Annotated in this window: 24 protein-coding genes; 11 read left to right on the top strand and 13 right to left on the bottom strand. The window is 62.2% G+C overall.

Annotated elements, in window-relative coordinates; translation table 11 throughout:
* Window positions 1–38 precede the first annotated feature (38 nt).
* Entirely contained in the window at window positions 39–845 is an 807-nt protein-coding gene (locus G9X67_RS33030; RefSeq protein ID WP_171600637.1) for a phytanoyl-CoA dioxygenase family protein, read from the top strand.
* A 141-nt stretch (window positions 846–986) separates the two neighbouring features.
* Here G9X67_RS33030 and G9X67_RS33025 read toward each other — a convergent pair whose 3' ends face one another.
* Window positions 987–1,931: a GlxA family transcriptional regulator gene (locus G9X67_RS33025; protein ID WP_171600636.1), complete on the bottom strand. Its 945-nt coding sequence runs from the start codon at window positions 1,929–1,931 to the stop codon at window positions 987–989.
* A 126-nt stretch (window positions 1,932–2,057) separates the two neighbouring features.
* On the opposite strand from G9X67_RS33025, the gene G9X67_RS33020 reads away from it, so the two are divergent.
* The gene (locus G9X67_RS33020) at window positions 2,058–2,855 is read left to right on the top strand and encodes an SDR family oxidoreductase (RefSeq protein WP_171600635.1); all 798 of its coding nucleotides are present in this window, start codon (window positions 2,058–2,060) and stop codon (window positions 2,853–2,855) included.
* A gap of 67 nt (window positions 2,856–2,922) precedes the next feature.
* On the opposite strand, the gene G9X67_RS33015 is transcribed toward G9X67_RS33020, so the two are convergent.
* The 3 genes from G9X67_RS33015 to G9X67_RS33005 all read right to left on the bottom strand — a co-directional run bounded on the left by G9X67_RS33015 (window position 2,923) and on the right by G9X67_RS33005 (window position 6,785).
* Window positions 2,923–3,897, bottom strand: a complete 975-nt coding sequence (locus G9X67_RS33015; protein WP_138390536.1) for a threonine/serine dehydratase — start codon at window positions 3,895–3,897, stop codon at window positions 2,923–2,925.
* A gap of 156 nt (window positions 3,898–4,053) precedes the next feature.
* Window positions 4,054–5,790, bottom strand: a complete 1,737-nt coding sequence (ggt, locus tag G9X67_RS33010) for a gamma-glutamyltransferase (protein WP_138390535.1) — start codon at window positions 5,788–5,790, stop codon at window positions 4,054–4,056.
* A 137-nt stretch (window positions 5,791–5,927) separates the two neighbouring features.
* Window positions 5,928–6,785: a helix-turn-helix transcriptional regulator gene (locus tag G9X67_RS33005; protein WP_171600634.1), complete on the bottom strand. Its 858-nt coding sequence runs from the start codon at window positions 6,783–6,785 to the stop codon at window positions 5,928–5,930.
* A gap of 116 nt (window positions 6,786–6,901) precedes the next feature.
* Between G9X67_RS33005 and G9X67_RS33000 the strand changes: the two genes are divergently transcribed.
* A complete protein-coding gene (locus G9X67_RS33000) occupies window positions 6,902–7,618 on the top strand; it encodes an SDR family oxidoreductase (RefSeq protein WP_171600633.1) in 717 nt (238 codons plus the stop codon).
* Between the two features lie 45 nt (window positions 7,619–7,663).
* On the opposite strand, the gene G9X67_RS32995 is transcribed toward G9X67_RS33000, so the two are convergent.
* The 6 genes from G9X67_RS32995 to G9X67_RS32970 all read right to left on the bottom strand — a co-directional run bounded on the left by G9X67_RS32995 (window position 7,664) and on the right by G9X67_RS32970 (window position 11,660).
* Window positions 7,664–8,719 (bottom strand): alpha/beta hydrolase, encoded by a 1,056-nt coding sequence (locus G9X67_RS32995; RefSeq protein WP_138390532.1) that lies wholly within the window; start codon window positions 8,717–8,719, stop codon window positions 7,664–7,666.
* Between the two features lie 113 nt (window positions 8,720–8,832).
* On the bottom strand, window positions 8,833–9,468 hold the full coding sequence (locus G9X67_RS32990) for a hypothetical protein (RefSeq protein ID WP_171600719.1): 636 nt from the start codon (window positions 9,466–9,468) through the stop codon (window positions 8,833–8,835).
* 112 nt (window positions 9,469–9,580) lie between these two features.
* A complete protein-coding gene (ykgO, locus tag G9X67_RS32985) occupies window positions 9,581–9,706 on the bottom strand; it encodes a type B 50S ribosomal protein L36 (protein WP_003542835.1) in 126 nt (41 codons plus the stop codon).
* A 164-nt stretch (window positions 9,707–9,870) separates the two neighbouring features.
* The gene (locus G9X67_RS32980) at window positions 9,871–10,947 is read right to left on the bottom strand and encodes a 5-(carboxyamino)imidazole ribonucleotide synthase (RefSeq protein ID WP_003542834.1); all 1,077 of its coding nucleotides are present in this window, start codon (window positions 10,945–10,947) and stop codon (window positions 9,871–9,873) included.
* A complete protein-coding gene (gene purE, locus G9X67_RS32975) occupies window positions 10,944–11,438 on the bottom strand; it encodes a 5-(carboxyamino)imidazole ribonucleotide mutase (protein ID WP_011653459.1) in 495 nt (164 codons plus the stop codon). Before purE ends, G9X67_RS32980 begins: the two co-directional genes overlap by 4 nt.
* An 18-nt stretch (window positions 11,439–11,456) precedes the next feature.
* Window positions 11,457–11,660 (bottom strand): YdcH family protein, encoded by a 204-nt coding sequence (locus G9X67_RS32970; protein ID WP_003542832.1) that lies wholly within the window; start codon window positions 11,658–11,660, stop codon window positions 11,457–11,459.
* A 228-nt stretch (window positions 11,661–11,888) separates the two neighbouring features.
* Here G9X67_RS32970 and G9X67_RS32965 point away from each other — a divergent pair, with 228 nt between their 5' ends.
* Window positions 11,889–12,062: a DUF465 domain-containing protein gene (locus tag G9X67_RS32965; RefSeq protein ID WP_003542831.1), complete on the top strand. Its 174-nt coding sequence runs from the start codon at window positions 11,889–11,891 to the stop codon at window positions 12,060–12,062.
* A 206-nt stretch (window positions 12,063–12,268) separates the two neighbouring features.
* Here G9X67_RS32965 and G9X67_RS32960 read toward each other — a convergent pair whose 3' ends face one another.
* Together G9X67_RS32960 and G9X67_RS32955 are read right to left on the bottom strand one after the other, a co-directional pair.
* Window positions 12,269–12,529, bottom strand: coding sequence for a metalloregulator ArsR/SmtB family transcription factor (locus G9X67_RS32960; protein WP_003542830.1), 261 nt, complete (start codon window positions 12,527–12,529; stop codon window positions 12,269–12,271).
* 95 nt (window positions 12,530–12,624) lie between these two features.
* Window positions 12,625–13,389: a sulfite exporter TauE/SafE family protein gene (locus G9X67_RS32955; protein ID WP_171600632.1), complete on the bottom strand. Its 765-nt coding sequence runs from the start codon at window positions 13,387–13,389 to the stop codon at window positions 12,625–12,627.
* 107 nt (window positions 13,390–13,496) lie between these two features.
* Between G9X67_RS32955 and G9X67_RS32950 the strand changes: the two genes are divergently transcribed.
* Both G9X67_RS32950 and G9X67_RS32945 read left to right on the top strand, forming a co-directional pair.
* Window positions 13,497–14,150: a thiamine phosphate synthase gene (locus G9X67_RS32950; protein WP_171600631.1), complete on the top strand. Its 654-nt coding sequence runs from the start codon at window positions 13,497–13,499 to the stop codon at window positions 14,148–14,150.
* Window positions 14,151–14,160: 10 nt separating this feature from the next.
* Complete coding sequence (locus G9X67_RS32945) at window positions 14,161–15,243, top strand: tetratricopeptide repeat protein (protein WP_138333393.1); 1,083 nt, start codon at window positions 14,161–14,163, stop codon at window positions 15,241–15,243.
* 39 nt (window positions 15,244–15,282) lie between these two features.
* Here the strand turns inward: G9X67_RS32945 and G9X67_RS32940 are convergent, their stop codons facing one another.
* Window positions 15,283–17,025 (bottom strand): chemotaxis protein, encoded by a 1,743-nt coding sequence (locus G9X67_RS32940; protein ID WP_171600630.1) that lies wholly within the window; start codon window positions 17,023–17,025, stop codon window positions 15,283–15,285.
* Between the two features lie 342 nt (window positions 17,026–17,367).
* Here G9X67_RS32940 and G9X67_RS32935 point away from each other — a divergent pair, with 342 nt between their 5' ends.
* Genes G9X67_RS32935 through G9X67_RS32915 form a run of 5 tightly spaced genes read left to right on the top strand, consistent with a single transcriptional unit; the run spans window position 17,368 to window position 22,356 of the window.
* Window positions 17,368–17,697: an STAS domain-containing protein gene (locus tag G9X67_RS32935; RefSeq protein WP_171600629.1), complete on the top strand. Its 330-nt coding sequence runs from the start codon at window positions 17,368–17,370 to the stop codon at window positions 17,695–17,697.
* The gene (locus tag G9X67_RS32930) at window positions 17,694–18,062 is read left to right on the top strand and encodes a response regulator (RefSeq protein WP_003542824.1); all 369 of its coding nucleotides are present in this window, start codon (window positions 17,694–17,696) and stop codon (window positions 18,060–18,062) included. Before G9X67_RS32935 ends, G9X67_RS32930 begins: the two co-directional genes overlap by 4 nt.
* The gene (locus G9X67_RS32925; protein WP_171600628.1) at window positions 18,059–20,107 is read left to right on the top strand and encodes a chemotaxis protein CheA; all 2,049 of its coding nucleotides are present in this window, start codon (window positions 18,059–18,061) and stop codon (window positions 20,105–20,107) included. The genes G9X67_RS32930 and G9X67_RS32925 overlap by 4 nt, the downstream gene beginning before the upstream one ends.
* Window positions 20,104–20,613 carry a chemotaxis protein CheW gene (locus tag G9X67_RS32920; protein ID WP_003542822.1) on the top strand — a complete coding sequence of 170 codons (510 nt, stop codon included), beginning with the start codon at window positions 20,104–20,106 and terminating at the stop codon, window positions 20,611–20,613. The genes G9X67_RS32925 and G9X67_RS32920 overlap by 4 nt, the downstream gene beginning before the upstream one ends.
* A 33-nt stretch (window positions 20,614–20,646) precedes the next feature.
* On the top strand, window positions 20,647–22,356 hold the full coding sequence (locus G9X67_RS32915; RefSeq protein ID WP_138333397.1) for a methyl-accepting chemotaxis protein: 1,710 nt from the start codon (window positions 20,647–20,649) through the stop codon (window positions 22,354–22,356).
* The last annotated feature ends 20 nt before the right edge of the window (window positions 22,357–22,376 follow it).

The following is a 22,376-nucleotide window of genomic DNA, read 5'->3' as shown; positions in this document are numbered from 1 at the left end:
GGAAAGAGCCGGCAGGTTTGGCGATAGAGAGATATTTCATGACATCAGATGTTTATCCGGCGGCACTGAGTGCTGCGCAGATCGAGCAATTCATCGAGGACGGTTTCGTCAGGATCGACGACGCTTTTCCCCGCGCATTGGCCGAGGAAGCCCGTGCCATCATGTGGCGCGATATTCCCTTCGCTGCGGATGATCCAAGCACGTGGACGCAGCCCGTCGTGCGGCTTGCCGGTTATGGCGGCGGGCCGTTCGAGAAAGCCGTCAACACGCCGGTATTGCATTCGGCCTTCGACAAGCTCGTCGGCACCGGTCGCTGGGAGCCGCGCGATGGGCTTGGCAGTTTTCCCGTGCGCTTCCCCCATCCCGATGATCCCGGTGATGCCGGCTGGCATGTCGACCTCAGCTTTCCCGACGAGGGTTCCGATCCGAACGAGCAGCGGGACTTTTCCGCCTGGCGGGTGAACATCACCTCGCACGGGCGGGCGCTGCTGATGCTCTTCCTGTTTTCGGATGTGGGGCAAGAGGATGCGCCGACCCGTATCCGCGTCGGTTCGCACAAGGATATCGCACGCCTTCTCGAGCCGGCCGGCGAGAGAGGAATGGCCCATCTCTGGCTGGAGCATGTCGGGGAAGAGCGGCCGCTGGAGTGGGCGACGGGACGGGCGGGCACGGTCTATCTGTGCCATCCGTTCCTCATCCATGCGGCGCAGATGCATCGCGGCAAGCAGCCGCGCTTCATGGCGCAGCCCGGCCTTGCACCTTTCGAACCTCTTCGGCTCGAACGGGAGGACGGTGCCTATTCACCGGTCGAAATCGCAATCCGCCGGGCGCTTCAGGGGGGTTAACGAGAACAGGATGCATCCTGTCGCCTACAGCGCCGCGCGTCTTTTCAGACGCGCAAAGGACGCTGTAGCACTTTGAATTGCTGCATAATTTTATCCTTAAATCGATTCCGATTTAAGGAATTATGCAGTAGGCCGGGTGCATCACATCTGCAGTTCCTGCAGGGCGGCGCGTCGAATTGCCTGCGGCGGCTGACCGAAAGCGCGAAGGAAGGCGCGGCGCATGCGCTCGCGATCGGCAAAGCCGGTTTCGCGGGCAACGACATCGATCGGGTGGCGGCCCTGCTCCATCATCAGCCGGGCCGCTTCCAGCCTCAGGTTCTCGACGGCCTTCGCCGGCGATTGTCCGGTTTCCGCGCGGAAGGCGCGGCTGAACTGGCGGGGGCTGAGATGGGCGGCTTCCGCCAACTCCTCCACTGACAGCGCCGATTTCAGATTGCTGCGGGCGTGGGCGAGCGCCTTCTGGATGCGGTCCGATTTGGGCTCCAGTTCCAGGAGCGCGGAAAACTGCGATTGGCCGCCGGCGCGGCGATGATAGACGACGAGCTTGCGGGAAACGGCGCGCGCCACCTCGAAACCATGATCCTTCTCGACCATCGCCAAAGCCAGGTCGAGACCGGCCGTCATGCCTGCCGAGGTCCAGATGGAACCGTCGATGATGAAGATCCGGTCCTCTTCCATCTTTATCTTGGGATAGCGGCTTTGCAGCTCGCGAGAGACATACCAGTGCGTCGTCGCGCGGCGGCCGTCGAGGATGCCGGCTTCGGCAAGAAAGAAGGCGCCGGTGCAGATCGACGCCAGGCGACGTGTGGCGGGCAGGGCGGCGCGAATGAAGTCGGCTTCTGCGGCATTCGGCAGCCTGATATCGGGCGCCCCCGCCACGATCAGGGTGTCGAGGGTCGGGGCGCCGAAGGCCTCCGTCTCCATCATCATGCCAAGCGAGTTGGCAACCGGCCCACCATTTTCGGAGAGGTAGCGGATCTCGTAAACCTTTTCCTCGAGTTCGAGATTGGCGAATTCGAAGGCGGAGACGGCCGCCAGGCTCATGATCTGAAAGCCGGGATAAAGCAGAAAGCCGATTTGCTGCATGATCATCGCGTCCTGAGAAAGGTATGTCCTGAAAGGTGGTATATATGACATTCAGGACGTTCGCAATCGGGCGTAAGATCTTCTCAAGCGCAAGGCATCGTGCCGGCGCATGCAAGGAGACGGATCATGACACAGGACCATAAGGGTACGGCGCTGGTGACCGGCGCATCGTCGGGTATCGGCGCAATTTATGCCCACAGGCTGGCAAAGCAGGGTTACAATCTCATCCTCGTTGCCCGCAACGGCGAGCGGCTGAAGGCGCTGGCAAGCCGGCTGACCGACGAGACCGGCCGGACGGTCGAGACTGTCGTTGCCGATCTCGGCAACCGGGCCGATCTCGGCCGCATCGAAGGGGTGTTGAAGGATGACCGGAGCATCACGCTTCTGGTCAACAATGCCGGTGTCGGTGGAACGGCGCCGCTGCTTTCCGCCGATGTCGAAAAGATGCAGGAGATGATCGAGCTCAACGTCACGGCGCTGACGCGGCTGACCTATGCCGCCGTGCCGGGGTTCGTCGCACGCGGCGGCGGCACGATCATCAATATTGCGTCCATCGTCGCGATCGCGCCGGAGCTGCTGAACGGCGTTTACGGCGGTACGAAAGCCTTCGTGCTCGCCTTCAGCCAGTCGCTGAAGCACGAACTGGCGGAGAAGAACATCCGCGTGCAGGCGGTGCTGCCCGGCGCCACCGCCACGGAATTCTGGGACATCGCCGGCACGCCGGTCGAACATTTGCCGAATGAGATCGTGATGTCGGCAGAAAATATGGTCGATGCATCGCTCGCAGGTCTTGAGCAGGGCGAATTTGCAACGATCCCCTCGCTTGAGGATGCAGGCCTGCTTGCCGCTTACGAGCAGGCGCGTCAGGCATTGATGCCGAACCTCTCACGCACCGCGCCGGCGAAACGCTACAAGGTCGCGTAATTATAAAAGATAGAAACCATCCGCGGCTGCTGCTGCGGATGGTCGACGGCGTTCACTTACACGATGTTCAGCCGAAACGTTCCAAAGCCATGGCGAAGATATCGGAATCGACATTGCCGCCGGAGGTGACCACTATGACCGTGTCGCTTTCCAGGGCATCGCCATGGAAGAGGGCGGCGGCGAGCGCCACGGCGCCGCCGGGCTCGACGACGATCTTCAGCCGTGTGAAGGCGAGCGCCATGGCGCGCAACGCCTCCTCGTCGGTGACGACGATGCCGGCGCCGGCGAGGCGCTTGAGGATCGGGAAAGTGATATTGCCAGGTTGCGGCGTGACGATCGCATCGCAGATCGAGCCTGACACCGCCGCGTTGCGTTCGATCTTGCCGGAGGCGAGCGAACGGGTGGTGTCATCGAAATCCTTGGGCTCGCAGGGGCGGACGCGAAAGCCGGGGGCGCTGGCTTCGAGGGCGAGCGCAATGCCAGAGGTCAATCCGCCGCCGCCGCAGGGAACGAGGACCTCGGCTGACGTCACGCCTTCCTCTTCCGCCTGCTCGGAGATTTCGAGACCGGTCGTGCCCTGACCGGCGATGACAAGCGGTTCGTCGAAGGGCTTGATCAGCGTCAGGCCGCGCTCGGCCGAAAGCCTCGCGCCGATCTCGTCGCGATCCTCGTTGACGCGGTCGTAGAGCACCACCTCGGCACCGAAGGCACGGGTGTTGGCAATCTTCAGCTTCGGCGCATCGCTCGGCATGATGATGACGGAGGGGATATTGTGCAGCTTGGCCGCAAGCGCAACGCCCTGGGCGTGGTTGCCGGAGGAGAAGGCGATGACGCCCTTCGAGCGCACCGCCGGATCGAGGCCGGAGACGGCCGACCATCCGCCGCGAAACTTGAACGAGCCGGAATGCTGCAGGCATTCCGCCTTCACGAACAGGCGCCGGCCGGCAATCTCATCGAGGAAAGGGGAGGAGAGAAGCGGCGTGCGCCTTGCATGACCGCGCAGACGGGCGCGGGCTGCGACAATCATTTCAATGCTGGCCATTCGGGAATCTTTCTGCTTGCGGGTTCGCCCATGCATAGGGCGCGGCAAGTCAATTGTGAACGGCGACTTTGTCACGGTGACATGAATGGTGCCACCGCTGCTTCTCGAGCCGCGTTGCGCTTCCGCCGACTGTTTGATCAGGCGATCCCCGAAACGTCAGTAGCCGCTTGCCGACCCTTCTGCCGCGCGGCTGTCCATGGCGCCGTTGTAGCGGGCACCGCCACCCTTTTCGATGGCAGCAAGGCTTTTACCGCCGACGAGGATGCCGGCGGCCTGGCCCCATTGCGGCGCGTCATTGCCGCCATCGAAGCTGTAGCCCATGGCGGCGAGTGTCTTTTCCGTATCCGGCGAGAGCGCATAGGGTTCGAGAAAGACCTTGTCGGGCTGCCATTGGTGGTGGAGACGCGGGGCGTTGACCGCCTGGCTGATATCCATGCCGAAATCGACGACATTGAGGATCGCTTCCAGCGTGATGGTAATGATGCGCGAGCCGCCGGGGCTGCCGATCACCATAAAGGGTTTGCCGTCCCGGGTGACGATCGTCGGGCTCATCGAGGAGAGCGGCGTCTTCTTCGGGGCGATGGCATTGGCCTCGCCCTGCACCAGTCCGTAGAGGTTCGGCACGCCGGGCTTGGAGGTGAAATCGTCCATTTCGTTGTTCAGCAGCACACCGGTGCCGGGCGCTACAACGGCGGCACCGAAGGAGCCATTCAGCGTATAGGTGACGGCGACCGCATTGCCCTCGTCGTCGATGATCGAATAATGCGTGGTCTCGGTGCTTTCCTTGCCGCCGAGCGGTTTCAGGTTCGCCGAGGTGCCGGCCTTGTAAGGGTCGATCTTGGCGGCGATCTCCAAAGCATACTTCTTGTCGAGCAGCGTTGTGACCGGGTTCTCGACGAAATCGGGATCGCCGAGCGCAGCATTGCGGTCGACATAGGCATAGCGCATCGCCTCGACCATGATGTGCACGGTTTCGGCCGAGTTATAGCCCAGATAGGAGAGCGGGTAGCCTTCCAGAACGTTGAGGATCTCGCAGATGATGACGCCGCCGGAAGACGGCGGCGGCGAGGAGATGATGTCGTAGCCGCGATAGTTGCACTCGATCGGCTTCAGCTCGCGCACGGCATATTGCTCGAAATCCTCCTTGGCGAGGATGCCGCCATTGGCCTGGCTCGCCTTGACGATCGCCTCGGCGGGCGCGGCCTTGTAGAAGGCGTCGGGGCCTTTTTCGGAAATGCCTGCCAGGACGGCGGCAAGGTCCGGTTGCTGGAGTTTTTCGCCGGATGCATAGGGTTTACCATCAGGTTTCAGGAAGATCTTTGCCGTGGCTTCATCCTTGGCGAGGCGCTTGGCGTTGCCGGCGAAACTTGCGGCGTCGCCCTGTTCCAGCGTGAAACCTTCCTTGGCGAAGCGGAGCGCCGGTGCGATCAATTCTTCGCGCGGTTTGGTGCCGTATTTCTCGCGCGCGGTCTCGAAGCCCATGACGGAGCCCGGCACGCCGACGGCAAGATAACCGTCGAGGCTGGCGCGCGGCACGATATCGCCCTTGGCATCCAGATACATGGTCTTCATTGCGGCAAGCGGTGCGCGTTCGCGAAAATCGAGGAAAGTCTTCGTGCCGTCCTTCAGGCGGATGGTCATGAAGCCGCCGCCGCCGAGATTGCCGGCCGCGGGATAGACGACTGCCAGCGCATAACCGACGGCGACCGCCGCATCGACGGCGTTGCCTCCGCTTTTCAGCACCTCGACGCCGACATCAGTCGCCAGATGCTGGGCGGTGACGACCATGCCGTGCTCGGCTTCGACGGGCGCAGGCGAGGCGGCAAAAGCCGAGGTCAGGCTCAGCGACAATGCTGATATGACGGAGATCGTCCCGATATGCAGGCGGCCCATGATTTCCCCTCCTATGGACAATGATGGAAAAACATATGGGGCTGCGACAGCCCGAGGCAATGCAAGGGGTTGGCTTTAAAACATGTCGCGCAAAGTATGTCGCGAGTTTGCGGCGACGACTTACGTAAAAACAAAATCTAGAGCGTCAGCAGTTCGGCGAGTTTCCGGTTGGTGTCGTCGTCATCGAGGGGCGTATAGACGATGAGCTTCATCTCCGGCCGACTGGTCAGTGTCAGGCCGGTATGTTCGAATGACATGCGGCCCTTGACGGGATGGTTGATGCGCTTGATGCCGGATAGCGGGTTGACGACCTCATGGCGCTGCCACCAATCACGAAATTCAGGGCTTGCTTGCTTCAGCAGCGCGATCAGCCGATCGAAATCCGGATCGCCGGCATAACGCGCGCTGTCGGCGCGGAACATCGCCAGCGAGACGCGGGCAACCGATTCCCAATCGACGAGCAGCCGGCGATGCGCCGGGTCGGCGAAGAGACGATGCATGATGTTGCGTTCGTCGCGGTCGAGCGTGTCATAGCCGCCGAATAGCATGTCGGCGGCGCGGTTCCAGGCGAGCACATCCCATCGGCGGCCGAGCACATAGGCCGGCTGGTGGGTCAGGTTGGCGAGCATGCGTTGCAGCGGCTCGTCGACGCATTCCGGTGCCGCCGACACTGTCTCCGGCACCTGGCGATTGTTGAGAGTGAAGAGATGCCGGCGCTCTGCCTCGTCGAGGCGCAGCGCATCGGCAAGGGCGTTGAGCACCTGCGCGGAGGGCCTGATGTCGCGGCCCTGTTCCAGCCATGTGTACCAGGTGGTGCCGACGCCGGCGAGCATGGCAAGCTCCTCGCGCCTCAGACCCGGCGTGCGCCGACGAAAACCCTCGGGCAGGCCGACATCGGAGGGTGCCAGCCGCTCGCGGCGAGAGCGCAGGAAGGCCGCAAATTCGCGGCGGCGTGCTTCGAATGTGTCGGATCTCTGGTCCATGGCGCCGATCATATCAGTATCGATACCAGGATAAAACTGGAACTGTTTGCCGTTTTCAGGCCGCGCATGATTGAGGTGTCGCAGGTGGTCGAAGCGCCTGCGGATCGTTCAATTCAAGGAGCAGCATCATGTCTTTGCAGCATGTGGTCGTCATCGGCGGTTCTTCCGGCATCGGCCTTGCCACGGCGAAATTACTTTTGAAACAGGGATATACGGTCACCATTGCAGGCCGCGACGGCGAAAAGCTCGCGGCGGCGAAGGCTTCGCTCGATGGTGATCCGCGCAGCCTGGTGCTCGATGCGGCGAAGCTTTCAAGCCTCGGAGAGGCCTTCGCCGGGATCGGCGCGTTCGGCCATCTCGTGCTGGCGATGGGCAGCGGTCATGGCGCCGGACCCTTCGCGACGCTCGACATGGCGGATCTGCTCGCCGGGTTCCAGACCAAGCTCATTCCTCATGCCGCAGCGGCGCAGGCGGCGTCGCCGCTGCTGCAGCCAGGCGGCAGCATCACCTTCGTCTCGGCGGTCAGCGCGCAGGCTGCGATGCCCGGAACGGCTGGGCTTGCGGCCGTCAATGCCGGCATCGAGGCGATGGTGCCGGTGCTTGCCGCCGAGCTGAAGCCACTGCGCGTCAACGGCGTTTCTCCCGGGGTCGTCGATACGCCGTGGTGGAATTTCCTGCCGCCCGAGCAGCGCGGCGGCGTCTTTGCGGATTTCGCCGGCCGCACGCCGGTCGGCCGTGTCGGCAGGCCGGAGGATATTGCGGAGGCGATCGCCTTCCTGATCGGAAACGGTTTCATGAGCGGCCACGTCATCACCTGTGACGGGGGTGTGCGTCTCAGCGCGTGAGGTAGGCTTCAGGCTGTCGCCGACCGGAAATCCAAGCCGGAGAGGTCATACGCCGGGCAGGGCGCCTGGCCTCAACGACGGCACGGTTGCGACCGTCCGATCGCGTGAGGTGGCGGCAAGCCTTTCTTCGGCCTTGCGGGCGATTGCCTGCAGGTCGCGCGGCTTGCCTGATATCTTCTCCATGGCGGCGATGGCGACATCGGTTGCGAGGTAATCCGGCTTGTGGCCGACGCCGCTGACGGTAATGAGCTCGGAGCCTGATATATCGCGGGCAAGGCCGCGTGAATGCAGGTGTTCCCAGACGATCTCGTCGCGGTCGCCCGTTATGATGATGGTCGGCGCGGTGATCTGCGAATAGAGCAGCGACTGCTCCTTCACATAGGCGAGCAGTCTTTTGAAATCGGCGGCATTGTTGTGGAAGGCGCTGGGGCGTAGCACCAGCGACGGACCGGTTTTTTCGATGTAATCGGCCGGGCGAGGATTGGGGCGGAAGACATTCAGCGTGCCGCGCTCCAGCCGGCTGAGCCCGAGCGGCACGACGATCGCGTGGTTGAAGAGCCAGCCGACGATCGGTACGGTTGCCACGTGATAGTACCAGTCGATGCCGCCCGGCCATGGATGGGTGGCGGGCGCGAGGAAGAGCAGACCGGCGGTCTTGTCAGGATGGCGCAGGCCGAAGGCGGCGGTGATCGCGCCGCCGAAGGAATGGCCGACGATGATCGCCTTCCCGATGCCGCGCTTCTCCATCAGCCTGGCGATTGCATCTGCCTGGCCGGAGGGGACGGCGTTCTCAAGGCCGCCGCGTTCGGAATAGCCATGACCGGGGCGATCGACGAACAGCATTTCCGCCCGGCCTTCGAGTGCGGCGCGGAAGGCAACGACCTGGTCGAGCAGATTGCCGCTGGCGCCGTGAATGAAGACCAGCGCCGGCAGATCCGCATTTTCGGGACGCTCGACGTGGACGGCATTCATGCGGTAGCCGCCGACATCCGTCAGTTCGCCGATATTCGGATAGGCGTGTTCGAATTGCCGCGCCTTATAAGTGGAGTAACCGATGGCGGCGGCGAGCGGGGCGAGAAGAGCGGAAACTTCTGCAAGCATGATCTCAACGAGCGATAATTGCGGGACGTCCTGCGGCGGACAACCGCCACATCGTTCCCTCTCTATTCTAAAATTGTGCAGCGTGATCCGACGTCAAGATCGCTGACCGGGAATCATGTGCGGTTGCCGGCAAGTTTTTCCGCAAGCGTGTTGGCCTGTTCCTGCGCGGTGCGTTCGGCGGGATAGATATCGAGAAAACGCTCCCACGCCTTCAAGGTCAGCTGGTCGTTGCCGGAATTGCTGAGGATCGCCGCCATGCCGGAGAGCGCGCCGAAATGGCGCGGCTCGAGATCGAGCACACGTTCGATGTCGGACATCGACTTGCGATAATTTCCCATGACGAAATTCAGCGTGGCGCGGCGGTTCCAGCTTTCGGCATAATCGGGCTTCAACGCGATCGCCTCGTCGAGGAAATCGAGAGCCGCGGGATTGCGCTTCTCCTCGATCGCCTTGTCGGCCCACTGCATCAGCAGATTGACGGTGGCACTGCCGGAATCGTTCCATTCCATGCGGATTTCATTGGCGATGCCGCTGGCCTTTTCGGGATCGCGTTCACGCTTCAGCTGGCTGAAGAGCTGGTCGAGGTGCTGCTTCGGCGCATTGTTGGCATCCGCCTGCTCGACGATGACGTCCTTTTTCGCGGCGGCGGCCGGCTGTTCCGCGGCGGCGGCCGGAAAGGAGGAGGTGAGGAGAATGAGGGCGAGCGGCACCGCCGCTGATGTCAAAGCAAAAAAGCGCATGGCGGGTATATTAGCCCGCCAGCGCCGAAGATCAAACAAATTTGACGTGATCACCGCAGCGACCCACCGGATATATCTGCCGACGCAAGCTCACGCGGCGTGGCGATCCGGACGCGCGAAATCAGCCCTGACGAGCCTTGAAGCGCGGGTTCAGCTTGTTGATGATGTACATGCGGCCCTTGCGGCGAACCAGACGGTTGTCACGGTGACGAGCCTTGAGCGACTTGAGCGAATTCTTGATCTTCATTTTTCTGATCCGCGATCTCTATGGGGGAATTCACATTCGCCCGTATCTTTAACAATCAAAAGCGCGCCATCGGGCGCGCTGTTTAGGTGGGGGAGCAGATACCCCGTCACCTTTTCCGTGTCAACCACACGAAGGTGTTTTTCCCAAGGTACAGGGGTGTTTTCTCAGGCCAAAACCGGCGATTTCGGCGTCAAGGTGGTGACATGGCCCATCTTGCGCCCGGGGCGCCACTCGGTCTTGCCATAGAGATGAACCAGCGTATCGGGGCGCCGCAGCCAGTCGGGAACGGCAAGGATATCGTCGCCGATCAGGTTCTGCATGACGCAGTCGGAATGGCGCTCGGCATTGCCGAGCGGCAGGCCGGCAACGGCGCGGATATGCTGCTCGAACTGGCTGACGACGCAGGCGGCTTCCGTCCAGTGACCGGAGTTGTGGACACGTGGTGCCATCTCGTTGGCGACCAGGCCGCCATCGGCAAGCACGAAGAATTCGATGCCGATGACGCCGACATAGTTCAACGCGGCAAGGATTTTCTCGGCCGATTGGCGCGCAGCGTCCGCCGCCGGCGCAGAGATCGCAGCGGGAACCGTCGAGGTGTGGAGGATGCCGTTGCGGTGGACATTCTCGGCGGGATCGAAGCAGACGACCGTACCGTCGGTGGCGCGGGCGGCGATGATCGAGACCTCGCGCTCGAAGGCAACGAAGCTTTCGAGGATGAGCGGCACGCCGCCAAGTGCTGCATAGGCGCCATCCGGGCTGTCTGCGGCCGAGCGGAAAACCTTCTGGCCCTTGCCGTCATAACCGAGACGGCGGGTCTTCAGCACGCCCTGGCCGCCGAAATCCTTCAGTGCCGCCTCGAGATCGGCCTGGCTGTCGATCGCATGGAAGCGGGCAGTTGATATGCCGCAGCCATTGAGAAAGCGTTTTTCGACGAGGCGGTCCTGGGCGGCTTCCAGCGCCTTCGGCGGCGGATAGACAGACACGCTCGCCGACAGCGTTTCGGCGGCTGCGACGGGCACGTTCTCGAATTCGTAGGTGACGACGTCGCAGATATCGGCGAGTTCGGCCAGTGCCGAGGGATCGTCATAGGCGGCGGTAATCTGCCGGTTGGCGAGCTGGGCGGCCGGGCAGTCCGCCTGCGGCTCGAGGATGACCGTGCGAAAATTCAACCTGGCGGCGGCAATGGCCAGCATGCGGCCGAGCTGGCCGCCGCCGATAATGCCGATCGTTCGTGCCGTCATAGATCGTCCATCGGGTATTCGGCGACGGCAGCACTCTGGCGCTCGCGCCATTCGTCGAGCCGGTCGGCGATTTCTTCGTCGGAAAGGGCTAGCACGGCGGCGGCGAGAAGGGCAGCGTTGACTGCGCCGGCCTTGCCGATGGCGAGCGTACCGACAGGGATACCGGCCGGCATCTGCACGATGGAAAGGAGGCTGTCCTGGCCGGACAGGGCTTTCGACTGGACCGGCACGCCGAAGACCGGCAGCGGCGTCATCGCGGCGGTCATTCCCGGCAGGTGGGCGGCGCCGCCGGCGCCGGCGATGATGACCTTGAAGCCCTCCGCGCGTGCGCCCTTGGCGAAATTGACCAGCCGGTCGACTGTGCGGTGGGCCGAAATGATGCGCGCGTCATAGGGAATTTCCAGCGCCTCCAGCGTGTCGGCGGCGTTTTTCATGGTCTCCCAGTCGGACTGGCTGCCCATGATGATGGCGACGGGTGGTCTGTCTGTCATCGTTGCTGTTATTCCCTCTCAGGCGATGATGTCAGGGATGATCTGATCTTCCAGCTTGGAGAGCCTGTCCTTGATAACGAGCTTCTTCTTTTTCATGCGCTGGATCCGCAGAGCGTCGCATCCGGTCTGGATCATGGCGTTGATCGCGGCGTCGAAATCTTCGTGCTCCTGGCGCAGGCGCGCCACTATGAGCCTGATTTCCGCCTGTTCCTGATCGGCCATATGCATTCCCCGTTATCGTCCTTGGACCTTGTCCGATCTGGCGATGATTTCCGCAAGCTCCTATCATCAAATACAGGTAACGGCTAGTTAGTCTTGATCATGAAATTGCCATCCAGTCTTCATCTTTTGGCCTTCGACAAGCCTTCAAAAATATGTCACAGTCCCGCCCGTTGACACCTTGATCCCCGACGATGTTGGCCGGGGAGGGTAAGAGGAAGGAAGGGTCATATGACTGTTCAAGCTCATCTTGAGTCACTCCAGAAAAAGCATGTCGCTCTCGAGGAGGAGTTGCACGCGCTCAGAACATCTCCCTCTATTTCGGATACGGAGCTTGCCGAATGCAAGCGCCGCAAGTTGCGCATCAAGGACGAGATTCAGCGTCTTAAGTCATCCGTCCACTAATCTTCCCAAGGGTCGCCGGGCGATCATCTTGCGCAACAAGGTAAATCCATCCATTCCGCCAAAAATTTGCAAGAACCGGTGATTTGACACCATATTTGCGCCAGTCCGATGCATCCGGCATCGTGGCTGGCGCTTTTGGGTCTGTCACGTCCCACATCGCGTTCTTATGATTCGCATCGTATCCCCAGATCTTATGGGAACTTGCATCAGGCCCAGAACTGATCCAGCCACAAATTGAGCTTGTCGAAGCCGCGGTTATTGACCGTGTAGATGCGTTTGGTGCCTTCCGAGGTCACGGAAACGAGATTGCTGTCGAGAAGCGCCTTCAGGTGCTGTGAAACAGCTGGACGGCTGATCGGCAGGCCTTCGGCGAGCTCATTGACCGTCCGTGGCGCGCGACGCAATTCCTCCAGCAGAAACCGCCGGTTCGGATCGGCAATCGCAGAGAAAGGGTCGGTGTTCGACATGGCAGCAACGCTACGTCAAACCGGCCGCGCCAGCAAGGAAATTGTGCATTGCAGCGAATTGCAGCAATGCGAAGTGCAGCGGCGCTGTAGGCCTCTTACCAGCCAAGGCCCTCGTGCACGATCAGGAAGGCGGCGATCAGCGCCATTGTATAGATGAAGGGATAGAAGATCTGTGGCCTCATGCGGCGCACGCACCAGGCGCCGGCAATGGTGGCGAGCGGAGCAAAGGGCAGAAGCGTTGCGGAGGTCGCAAGGTTCTGGGTGCCGAGCTGGCCGAGCGCGAAATAGGGGATCAGCTTGACAGCGTTGAGGATCGCGAAGAAGCGCACGCTGGTGCCGGTATATTCGCGTGGCTGCAATTTGAGCGGCAGGGCATAGATCTGGAAGGGCGCACCGCCGGCATGGGCGACGAAGCTGCCATAACCGGAAAATGTTCCCCAGAGGCTGGCGGCTACCGGCCGCTGGCTGCGCGGCGGGATCACCTTGCCGGCGCCCGGGCCGAAATTGCTCCAGAAATAGCGCAGGCAGAAGAGGATGGTCACCGCGCCGATGACGATGCGCAGCAAGTTGCCCGGAACCAGAGCCGAGGTCGCCCAGCCCAGCGCAATGCCGGTGAAGGCGCCGGGCAGCATGATCTTCAGCGTCGTCCAGTCGCCATGCTTGCGCCAGATGACGAGCGAGATCATGTCCATGAAAACCAGGATCGGTAGCAGGATGGCCGCCGCCTCGACCGGCGAGACGACAAGGGCGAGGAAGGGCAAGCCGATCAGCGACAAAGCGTCGCCCATGCCGCCCTTTGCGAGGCCCACCAGCAGAACGGCGGGCACGGCGGCGTAGTAGAATAACAAATCCTGCGGCATGCTTTCGACGTCCTCCTCTTGCAAGCCTCGTCTAACGGAACTACTCACACAAAACGAGTGCGGATCCCTCATTTCGAAGGGGAATTCGCAGGAAACGGAAAGACCCCATGACCGAACCGGAAAACCGCTGCCGCCTTGTGCTCATCGTAGCCGATATCGCCGATGCCGATGAACAGGCAAAGATCGTCGCCGACGCGCTCAAGGGCGGCGATGTCGCTTCGGTGATCGTGCCGCAATACGGGCTCGACGACGGCACCTTCCAGAAACATGCCGAAAAGCTGGTGCCGTTGATCCAGGGCGCTGGCGCCGCCGCGCTGATTGCAGGCGACAGCCGTGTCGCAGGTCGGGCGAAGGCCGACGGCCTGCACCTTTCCGGCAATGCGGAGGCCCTTTCGGAGGCGATCGACAAACATGCGCCGAAGCTGATCGTCGGCGGCGGCAACGCGGCCGACCGGCACCATGCGCTGGAGATCGGCGAAGTCAGGCCGGACTATATCTTCTTCGGCAAGCTCGACGGCGACATCAAGCCGGAGGCGCATCCGAAGAACCTGGCGCTCGCCGAATGGTGGGCCTCGATGATCGAGATCCCCTGCATCGTCATGGGCGGCACCGATCCGGCCTCGGCGCTCGCCGTCGCCGAGACCGGAGCGGAGTTCGTGGCGATGCGGCTGGCGGTTTTCGGCGAGCCCGCCCGGGCGCCGTCCGTCGTTGCCGAGATCAATGCGTTGCTTGACGAAAAAGCGCCACGGTTTGAGGATTGAAATCGCGCTCATGCCGATCCCGCCCGCCCGTCATTTGAAATATCTCCTCGCCGGCATGGCCGCCTTCCTTGCGGCCGGGCCGAATATTGCCTTGGCGCAGGCGCCTGACAGCGTCATCAGTCAGCCGGGCACGGGGCCGGCTTCGACCTTTCGCACCGATCGGCCTTCCAGCCCGGGCGTGCAACCCTCCGACGGCGTCGGCGTATTCGACCGCATGGGCGCGAAGCTGCCGGACCTGCCGCCGGAGAAGGATTACAAGGGGCCGATCGACGAGGCTTACGGCGCCTTCCAGCGCGGTTATTACCTGACGGCAATGGACAAGGCGCTGCCGCGCGCCCAGCTCGGCGATCCGGCGGCGCAGACGCTGATCGGCGAAATCCTCTCGCAGGGCCTCGGCGTCAAGAAGGACGTGAAGAACGCTGCCTTCTGGTACGGCAAGGCGGCCGAAGGCGGCGATGCGGCGGCAATGTTCAAATATGCGCTGATCCTGATGGAAGGCGAGGGCGTGCCGCGTGACAAGGTCAAGGCCGACGACTACATGCACAAGGCGGCCGAGGCCGGCAATCCTTCGGCGGAATTCAACTGGGCACAGCTTCTCATCGCCGACAATCCCGGCGAGAAGGGACTGAGGCTGGCGCTGCCATTCTACGAGAAATCGGCCGAGCAGGGCATTGCCGATTCGCAATATGCCGTGGCGCAGATCTATGCGACGCTGAAGGACCTGCCGGAAGAAAAGAAGAAGCTCGCGCGCGAATGGATGGTGCGCGCGGCGCGCGCCGGCTTCGACACGGCCCAGCTCGATCTCGGCATCTGGCTCGTCAACGGCGTCGGCGGGCCGAAGGATTACGTCAAGGGCTTCGAATGGCTGAAACTTGCCGCCAATGGCGGCAATGTCGCCGCGCAGAACAAGCTCGCCCATCTCTATATCAATGCGATCGGCACGGCGCCCAATCCGATCGAGGCGGCGAAGTGGTACGTGCTGTCGCGCCGGGCCGGGCTCGCCGATCCGGCGCTCGAGGATTTCTACCTCGGCATCGAGGACACCCAGCAGAAGGCGGCGATCGACGCCGCCAACAAGTTCCGGCGGCGATAGCGGCCGTTTGTCGACCCGGCCGACGACAGGCGTTTCAACCTAAAAAAGCGCATCGGCGAAGAGGTCTTCATCGTTTTCGGCTTTGGCGGTTTCGGCGGGAGCGGAGGTGCTGTCCTCGCTCGCCGGAATGATACCGCGATGAATGCTGCGCTCCTGGACCATCGTATAGTGCTTGAAGATCTTGCGGTCGAGCGGCGCGATCGTCTCAGCGAGATCGGAGATATCGGCGACATCGGTGCCGGCGACCCCTTCGAGCATATCGGCGCAGCCGGCAAGGACTTCGCCTAGATTATGCTGGAAATCGAGCTTGCCGATCAGCAGGCTGATCTTGGTGGCGACCTCGCGACCGTTCTCGGCGAGCACCTTTAGCTCGTTTTCCATCACATTGGCTGCAGAGCGGATGTTGCCGACGGCCGAGGTCAGGCTTTCTCCGAGGTTGCCGGCTCCGGCATCGGTGGCGGGGGCGACGCGCCCGGCCGCAGCTTCGAGCGTGGGCAGGCCGTTGACGATGGCGTCGGCGGAATCGTCGAGTTTGCCGGCGAAGATGCGCAGCTCGGCGGTGACGACGTTGATCGACCTGCCTTCCTCGCCGAGCCGGCTGCAGCGCAGGTTGGTATTCAAAGCCATATAGTGAATGTCGGTCTTGACGGCGCGGATGTTGCCGATTGCTTCGGAGAGCTTGGCCGCCGTACCGATCGTCGACTGGCTCACCTGATCGGCCTGGCGGCTTGCCGTATCGACCTGCTTGACGATTTCATGGGCGGCCGAGACGCTGGATTCCAGCGCGCGCATGAAGTTGCCGCCGGCCTCGCCACTCTCACCGCTCATCTGATCGCGCAGCTTGAGAAGCTCCCGCATGTCGCGGTCGAAACTCGCGATCGTCTTGACGACGTTTTCGGAATCCCGCTGGAAATTTACGCACATGTCGCTCATCTGCGCCGCTGTCAGATGGTGAATGACGTTCTGGAGGCGCTGGCGCGCGCCGGCGTCGAGTCTGGCGCCATCCTCGCCGGCAAAGAAATCTTCAAGCAGCGAAAAGGTGGCCTGCACATGCTCGATGCGCTGGCGGGTGATATCGCCGATCTGCAGGGCGGACAGCGTCGAGGCGACCTTGCCCTGGACGGCGCGGGCAATTGCGCCGACCTCGCGGGCGATGACGCCGAGATCCTTGCGATGTCCGGCGATCTTGGCGGCATCATCGCGCAGGGCTCCGGCGACGGCCGGAACAGTATCGGCATAGCCCGTGGAAACGCTGGCGCCAAAGGAGGCGGCGAGCTTGACCTCCTTGTCGAGACTGTCGAGGTGCGTGGCGAAACGGTTGACCTCATCGGTGCCGGAATAGATGCGCTCCAGGATCTCTTGGGCGAAGCCGGCGAATTCGGCAAGGCCGGCACCGGTAATCTTCACGGTCACCGCGAAGGTTCTGAGATAACGCATCGTCTCCTGCATGTCAGCGACGTGCTTGCGCAGCTCTTTGCCGGTATGCGCCAGCGAGACGAGCGCCTGCTGCCGGTTTTCCTCGGTGACGGGCAGCGCCATCAGGCTCTCCACCGTGGCGCGGAGATCGGCACTGGTGTCGCTCGCCTCCTTGTTGTCGAGCGTCGTGGTGACACTCTCGAGCGAGTTCAACAGACGGTTGAGTACATCCATCACCGAGAGCAGCACGGTGCCGCCTTCGAGGAAACGTTCCTCGACCTGGCTACGAGCAGATTCCAGGGTCTGGCTGATGTCCCGCCCAGATGTGTAGGCTACAGCGTTCGATGATACCAGAGCGTGTGCCACTTTTATACCTTTTCTTAAAATACAGGCAATTCGACTCTATTTTTACGGGCAGGATGGAAACGTCCGGTAAACGCGCCGGGACTCGCCAGCGTTGTGATTAACGAAAGATGTTGTTGAGGTTCCGATGAAAGAGTCACGGTGGTGAGGTGTGATTCAACATACTGTTTTTACTTTATTTATTTTTAAATTTTGAGGAAAAAATACAACTTATCCCGGATGAGAATTGGGAGTCGCGGAACGCGCTATACGGCAGTTTCCTACAACCGCTGTTTACTCTGCATTAACGCTGTCGTGAGAGTCCTTTTAGGGTCATCAAGTATTTTTCTGGCCCAGGAGGCTGCATTGGATACTCAGAAACAATATTACGAATCTATAAATTTACCGGACGTGCTCAGCATTCGTAACATGTCTGAACTATATTCAAAGTTCACTGATGAATTTCATAGTAATGATACAATCATCATCAGCATTCCCGAAGGCGCGGAAGCGGATCTGAGTTTCGTTCAACTTATCGAATCCTCGCGCCGCCAAGCAAAGGCGAAGGGAAAGACATTCAAGCTTTCTTCGCCGGCCAGCGGCTCGGTCCTCAAGGTACTTGAGCGCGCAGGTTTCATCGAATCCTTCGATCATGAAGACGCAAAGTTCTGGTTGCATAAAGAGGTGACATTATGACTGCAAATATCCTGACTGTCGACGATTCCGCCAGCATTCGTCTGACCACCAAGGTCACGCTGACCAATGCCGGTTATAGCGTCACCGAGGCGGTCAATGGGGCAGAGGGCCTCGCGACGGCCAAGGGCAGCAGCTTCGATCTGATCGTGACCGATCTCAACATGCCTGTCATGGACGGGCTGACGATGATCGAGGAACTGCGCAAGCTGCCGGCGCAGGCCGGCGTCCCGATCATCTTCCTGACGACGGAATCGGACGCCGATCTCAAGGCGCGCGCCAAGGCCGCCGGCGCAACGGGCTGGCTGACCAAGCCGTTCGACCCGGAAAGCCTGGTGAAGATCGTGAAGAAGGTTCTCGGACGATGAGTACGCTCGATCCCGTCGCCGTATTCCGCACCGAAGCCGCCGAATGCCTCGAAGCGATCGAGGCCGGTCTTCTCGACCTGACCCACCAGCTCGACAACAAGGATCTCGTCGACGCGGTGTTCCGCGGCCTCCACACGCTCAAGGGCTCCGGCGCGATGTTCGGTTTCGAGGCGCTCGCCGCCTTCACCCATCATTGCGAAACAGCCTTCGACCGCGTCCGCAAGGGCGAGGTCGCGGCGACCAGCGAACTCGTCGCCGCCGTTCTCGCCGCCCAGGACCATATGCGGGCGCTGGTCGACCAGCCGGACGCCGATCATGGCGATACCGGGCATAAGCTTCTGGCGCAGCTGCAGGCTGCCGTCGGCGGCAAGGAAGCGGCGCCTGCAGCAGCGCCAGCCGCTGTTTCCGCAGCGGTGCGCGACGCGGCGGCGAAGAAGAACTGCTGGCGCATCCGCTTCAGCCTGCCCGCCAATTCGATGGCCAACGGCACCAACCCGCTCGGCCTGCTGGACGAGCTGCGCGACCTCGGCGAATGCACCGTGCGCGCCAACACCTCGGCCATTCCGCCCCTCGACGCGCTGGCTCCAACGGAACTCCACATTTCCTGGGACGTGACGCTGACCAGCGAGCAGGACCGCTCGGCGATCGACGACGTCTTCATCTTCGTGCTCGATGACATGGAACTCAGCGTCGAGGAGATCGACACGTCGGAAGCGGCAACCGCCGCTCCGGTTAAGGAAAAGGTAGCACCTGCGGCTGTCGCCGCGGCATCGGCGGCCCCCGTTCCGCCGGCCACCGTCCCGGAGTTCCGTCCTGTCGAGGCGGTTCCGGCCAAGCGCGAGGCGCCTGCCGCCGTCAGCCAGGCGAAGGCGACCGAGAATGTCCGCGTTCCGGCCGAACGTCTCGACGAACTGATGGACCGCGTCGGAGAGCTCGTCATCGCGCAATCGCGCCTCAGCCAGCTCGCCAGCGCCAGCACCGATATTGCACTGCGCTCCGTCTCGGAAGAAATCGAACGTCTCTCCGGCGAATTGCGCGACACGATGATGGTGCTGCGCATGGTGCCGGTCGCCACCCTGTTCTCCCGCTTCCGCCGCCTCGTTCACGATCTCGCTCGCGAGACCGGCAAGGTGATCGAACTGGTGACGGAGGGCGAGAGCACCGAAGTCGACAAAACCGTCATCGAGCGTCTGGCCGATCCGCTTGTGCATCTGGTGCGCAATTCGATCGATCACGGCCTCGAAACGCCCGCCGACCGCCTTGCCTCCGGCAAGACGGAAGCCGGCACGGTGACGCTTTCGGCCCGCCAGGCCGGCGGCGAGGTGATCATCTCGATCAGGGACGACGGCCGCGGCATCAATCGTGAACGGGTGCGCGCCAAGGCGGAGTCCTCCGGCCTTATCCAGCCCGGCCAGCCGCTTTCCGACTCCGAGCTGCTGCAGCTGATCTTCGCCCCCGGCTTCTCGACGGCAGCCGCGATCACCAATCTGTCCGGCCGCGGGGTCGGCATGGACGTGGTGAAGAAGACGGTCGAGGCGCTCCGCGGCGCGATCGACATCGTCAGCGTGCCGGGACAGGGTTCGGAAGTGTCGCTGCGCATCCCGCTGACGCTCGCCATCATCGACGGCCTGCTGGTGCGCGTCGGTTCCGGCCGCTACGTCATCCCGCTCTCGGCGGTCGAGGAATGCCTCGAACTGTCGCTCGAGGAAGATCTTCGTTCGCGCGGCCGCAGCTTCATCTCGCTGCGCGACAGCCTGGTGCCGTTCCTGCGCCTGCGCGACCTCTTCCGCACCGGCACAAAACCCGATGTGCATCAGAAGGTCGTCGTTATCTCCACAGGCACGGAGCGCGTCGGCCTCGTCGTCGACCAGATCATCGGCGACCACCAGACGGTCATCAAGTCGATGTCGAAACTGCACAATAACGTCGCGACCTTCTCGGGCGCCACCATTCTCGGCGACGGCAGCGTCGCTCTCATTCTCGACGTCGGGCACCTGGTTGCCGCGGGTCAGCAACAGGAGGCGCAATTGCGTGTAGCAGGATGAGTGCAACAGCAGCAGCCGAACGATTTGACAATCACTGGAACTATGCCGAGGAAGTCGAAGTCCTGACCTTCGATCTCAACGGCGAAACCTTCGCGCTGGAAGCGGTCATCGTCCAGGAAATCCTGGACCTGCTTCCCGAGACCGCGGTGCCGGGCAGCCAGCCCTTCGTCGCCAGCGTCATCAACTTTCGCGGCAAGGTCATTCCGCTCGCCGATCTGCGTCTCGCCTTCGGGATGGAAGCGGCGGAGGCGACAATCGACAGCCGCATCATCGTCATCGAGATCGATCTGCAGGGCGAGCAGACGCTCGTCGGCCTCAGGACCGACAAGGTGAACGAGGTGACGACGCTTGCAAAGTCCGCGAGCGAGGCCCCGCCGAGTGTCGGCATGCGCTGGCGCGCCGATTACATCAACTGCCTGGTGAAAAGGGGCGGAGAGTTCATCATTCTCCCCAATCTGCAGGCGATTTTTTCATCGAGGCGAGATGCGGCGGGAGCCGCTAATTGACGCTGAATGAATTCAACGAGGGGTTTGGGGACTATGCGACTGACAATCAAGACGAAACTGGTGACCGCGTTCACCTTCATCATTCTGATGCTCGTAGGCACCGCCGCTTACGGTATCTTCAGCCTTGGATCGCTGAATGACACGATCGATAAGCTTCTCGCCGGCCCGGCAGCCCGGCTCGATCTGGCGCAGCAGATCAACATTGCCCAGCTCGAGGAGATCCGCCAGCAGAAGAACCTGCTCACTGCCCGCAGCGCAGACGAGACGGCTGGCGCAATCGCGAAGGGCAATCAGGCCCGCAAGGACTTCACCGACGCCTTCAACCAGGTGTTGGAGCTGGCCACGGAAGAAGGCAAGGCGCGCTGGGCGCGCATCGCCGAACTTTCCAAGAGCTTCACGGCAGCCGACGATCAGATCCGGGAATATATGAAGGCCGGCAATGCCGAAGGCGCAAATGCCGTTTCCGTCACGACGGCGCGGGTCGCTGCCAACGACATCGACTCGACGCTCAGCGAAATCCTGGCACTTGAAAAGCAGCGTATGAAGGCTGCCGACGACGGCGCCGAAGCGCAGTACACGACGACGCGCACAATGATGGTTGCGGTCGCCGCCGTTGCCCTGCTGATTGCTGCCTTTACCGCGTTCTGGATCGCCAGCACGATCAGCAAGGGCCTCGGCCGTGCCAACAGCGTGGTGCGCGAAGTGTCGGAAGGCGATCTGACCAAGATGGCCGATATCACCAGCCATGACGAAATCGGCGAACTTCTGGGCAACGTCAATACGATGATCGAACGCCTGCGCGGCGTCGTCGCCGACGCACTGTCGGCCGCCGACAACGTCTCTTCCGGCAGCCAGCAGCTTTCGGCAAGCTCGGAACAGGTATCGCAGGGCGCAACCGAACAGGCGGCTTCCGCCGAAGAGGCTTCCGCCTCGATGGAGCAGATGGCCGCCAACATCAAGCAGAACGCCGATAACGCCGCCCAGACCGAAAAGATCGCCCGCCAGTCGGCCAAGGACGCGGAGATGAGCGGAGAAGCGGTGACGCGTGCTGTCGACGCCATGCGCACGATTGCCCAGAAGATTGGCATCGTCCAGGAGATCGCCCGCCAGACCGATCTGCTGGCTCTGAACGCTGCCGTCGAAGCCGCTCGTGCGGGGGAACACGGCAAGGGTTTTGCGGTCGTCGCCTCGGAGGTGCGCAAGCTTGCCGAACGCAGCCAGTCGGCCGCTGCCGAAATCAGCTCGATGTCGAGCGACACAGTCAAGGCTGCCGCCGATGCCGGCGACATGCTTGGCCGGCTGGTGCCCGACATCCGCAAGACGGCGGAACTTGTCTCCGAGATCAGTGCGGCCTGCCGCGAACAGGATATCGGCGCCTCGCAGATCAACGAAGCGATCCAGCAGCTCGACAAAGTGACGCAGCAGAATGCCGGCGCTTCCGAGCAGATGTCGGCGACCTCCGAGGAGCTCGCCTCCCAGGCCGAGGAGCTGCAGACCTCGATCGCCTTCTTCAAGGTCGATACGGCAGGCAGCGCACGGACCGGCGCCTACAAGGCCCAGCCAAAAGCTTCGACCAAGGTGATCAAGACCCCGGCTGCTGTCCGCAAACCCGCCCCGCAGGCCAACGGCCAGGGCCGTGGCCAGACGGTTTCGGCGCAGCAGCAGCGTCTCAAGGGCTTTGCTCTCGATATGTCGATGGGCGGTCCAGACGCCGGCGACGACGACTTTAGGGAGAGCGCATAGGCGCTCCCCTGGCAAAAGCG

The sequence above is a fragment of the Rhizobium sp. WYCCWR 11152 genome, from assembly GCF_013087615.1.
GTDB classification, from domain to species: domain Bacteria; phylum Pseudomonadota; class Alphaproteobacteria; order Rhizobiales; family Rhizobiaceae; genus Rhizobium; species Rhizobium indicum.
Note: the sequence above shows the minus strand (reverse complement) of the source record. Positions and strands in the feature narration are given on the sequence as shown.

Coding starts and splice junctions, on each gene's coding strand:
- G9X67_RS33030 (WP_171600637.1), top strand. CDS start 39: ATGACATCAGATGTTTATCCGGCGGCACTGAGTGCTGCGCAGATCGAG.
- G9X67_RS33025 (WP_171600636.1), bottom strand. CDS start 1,931: ATGCAGCAAATCGGCTTTCTGCTTTATCCCGGCTTTCAGATCATGAGC.
- G9X67_RS33020 (WP_171600635.1), top strand. CDS start 2,058: ATGACACAGGACCATAAGGGTACGGCGCTGGTGACCGGCGCATCGTCG.
- G9X67_RS33015 (WP_138390536.1), bottom strand. CDS start 3,897: ATGGCCAGCATTGAAATGATTGTCGCAGCCCGCGCCCGTCTGCGCGGT.
- ggt (WP_138390535.1), bottom strand. CDS start 5,790: ATGGGCCGCCTGCATATCGGGACGATCTCCGTCATATCAGCATTGTCG.
- G9X67_RS33005 (WP_171600634.1), bottom strand. CDS start 6,785: ATGATCGGCGCCATGGACCAGAGATCCGACACATTCGAAGCACGCCGC.
- G9X67_RS33000 (WP_171600633.1), top strand. CDS start 6,902: ATGTCTTTGCAGCATGTGGTCGTCATCGGCGGTTCTTCCGGCATCGGC.
- G9X67_RS32995 (WP_138390532.1), bottom strand. CDS start 8,719: ATGCTTGCAGAAGTTTCCGCTCTTCTCGCCCCGCTCGCCGCCGCCATC.
- ykgO (WP_003542835.1), bottom strand. CDS start 9,706: ATGAAGATCAAGAATTCGCTCAAGTCGCTCAAGGCTCGTCACCGTGAC.
- G9X67_RS32980 (WP_003542834.1), bottom strand. CDS start 10,947: ATGACGGCACGAACGATCGGCATTATCGGCGGCGGCCAGCTCGGCCGC.
- purE (WP_011653459.1), bottom strand. CDS start 11,438: ATGACAGACAGACCACCCGTCGCCATCATCATGGGCAGCCAGTCCGAC.
- G9X67_RS32970 (WP_003542832.1), bottom strand. CDS start 11,660: ATGGCCGATCAGGAACAGGCGGAAATCAGGCTCATAGTGGCGCGCCTG.
- G9X67_RS32965 (WP_003542831.1), top strand. CDS start 11,889: ATGACTGTTCAAGCTCATCTTGAGTCACTCCAGAAAAAGCATGTCGCT.
- G9X67_RS32960 (WP_003542830.1), bottom strand. CDS start 12,529: ATGTCGAACACCGACCCTTTCTCTGCGATTGCCGATCCGAACCGGCGG.
- G9X67_RS32955 (WP_171600632.1), bottom strand. CDS start 13,389: ATGCCGCAGGATTTGTTATTCTACTACGCCGCCGTGCCCGCCGTTCTG.
- G9X67_RS32950 (WP_171600631.1), top strand. CDS start 13,497: ATGACCGAACCGGAAAACCGCTGCCGCCTTGTGCTCATCGTAGCCGAT.
- G9X67_RS32945 (WP_138333393.1), top strand. CDS start 14,161: ATGCCGATCCCGCCCGCCCGTCATTTGAAATATCTCCTCGCCGGCATG.
- G9X67_RS32930 (WP_003542824.1), top strand. CDS start 17,694: ATGACTGCAAATATCCTGACTGTCGACGATTCCGCCAGCATTCGTCTG.
- G9X67_RS32925 (WP_171600628.1), top strand. CDS start 18,059: ATGAGTACGCTCGATCCCGTCGCCGTATTCCGCACCGAAGCCGCCGAA.
- G9X67_RS32920 (WP_003542822.1), top strand. CDS start 20,104: ATGAGTGCAACAGCAGCAGCCGAACGATTTGACAATCACTGGAACTAT.
- G9X67_RS32915 (WP_138333397.1), top strand. CDS start 20,647: ATGCGACTGACAATCAAGACGAAACTGGTGACCGCGTTCACCTTCATC.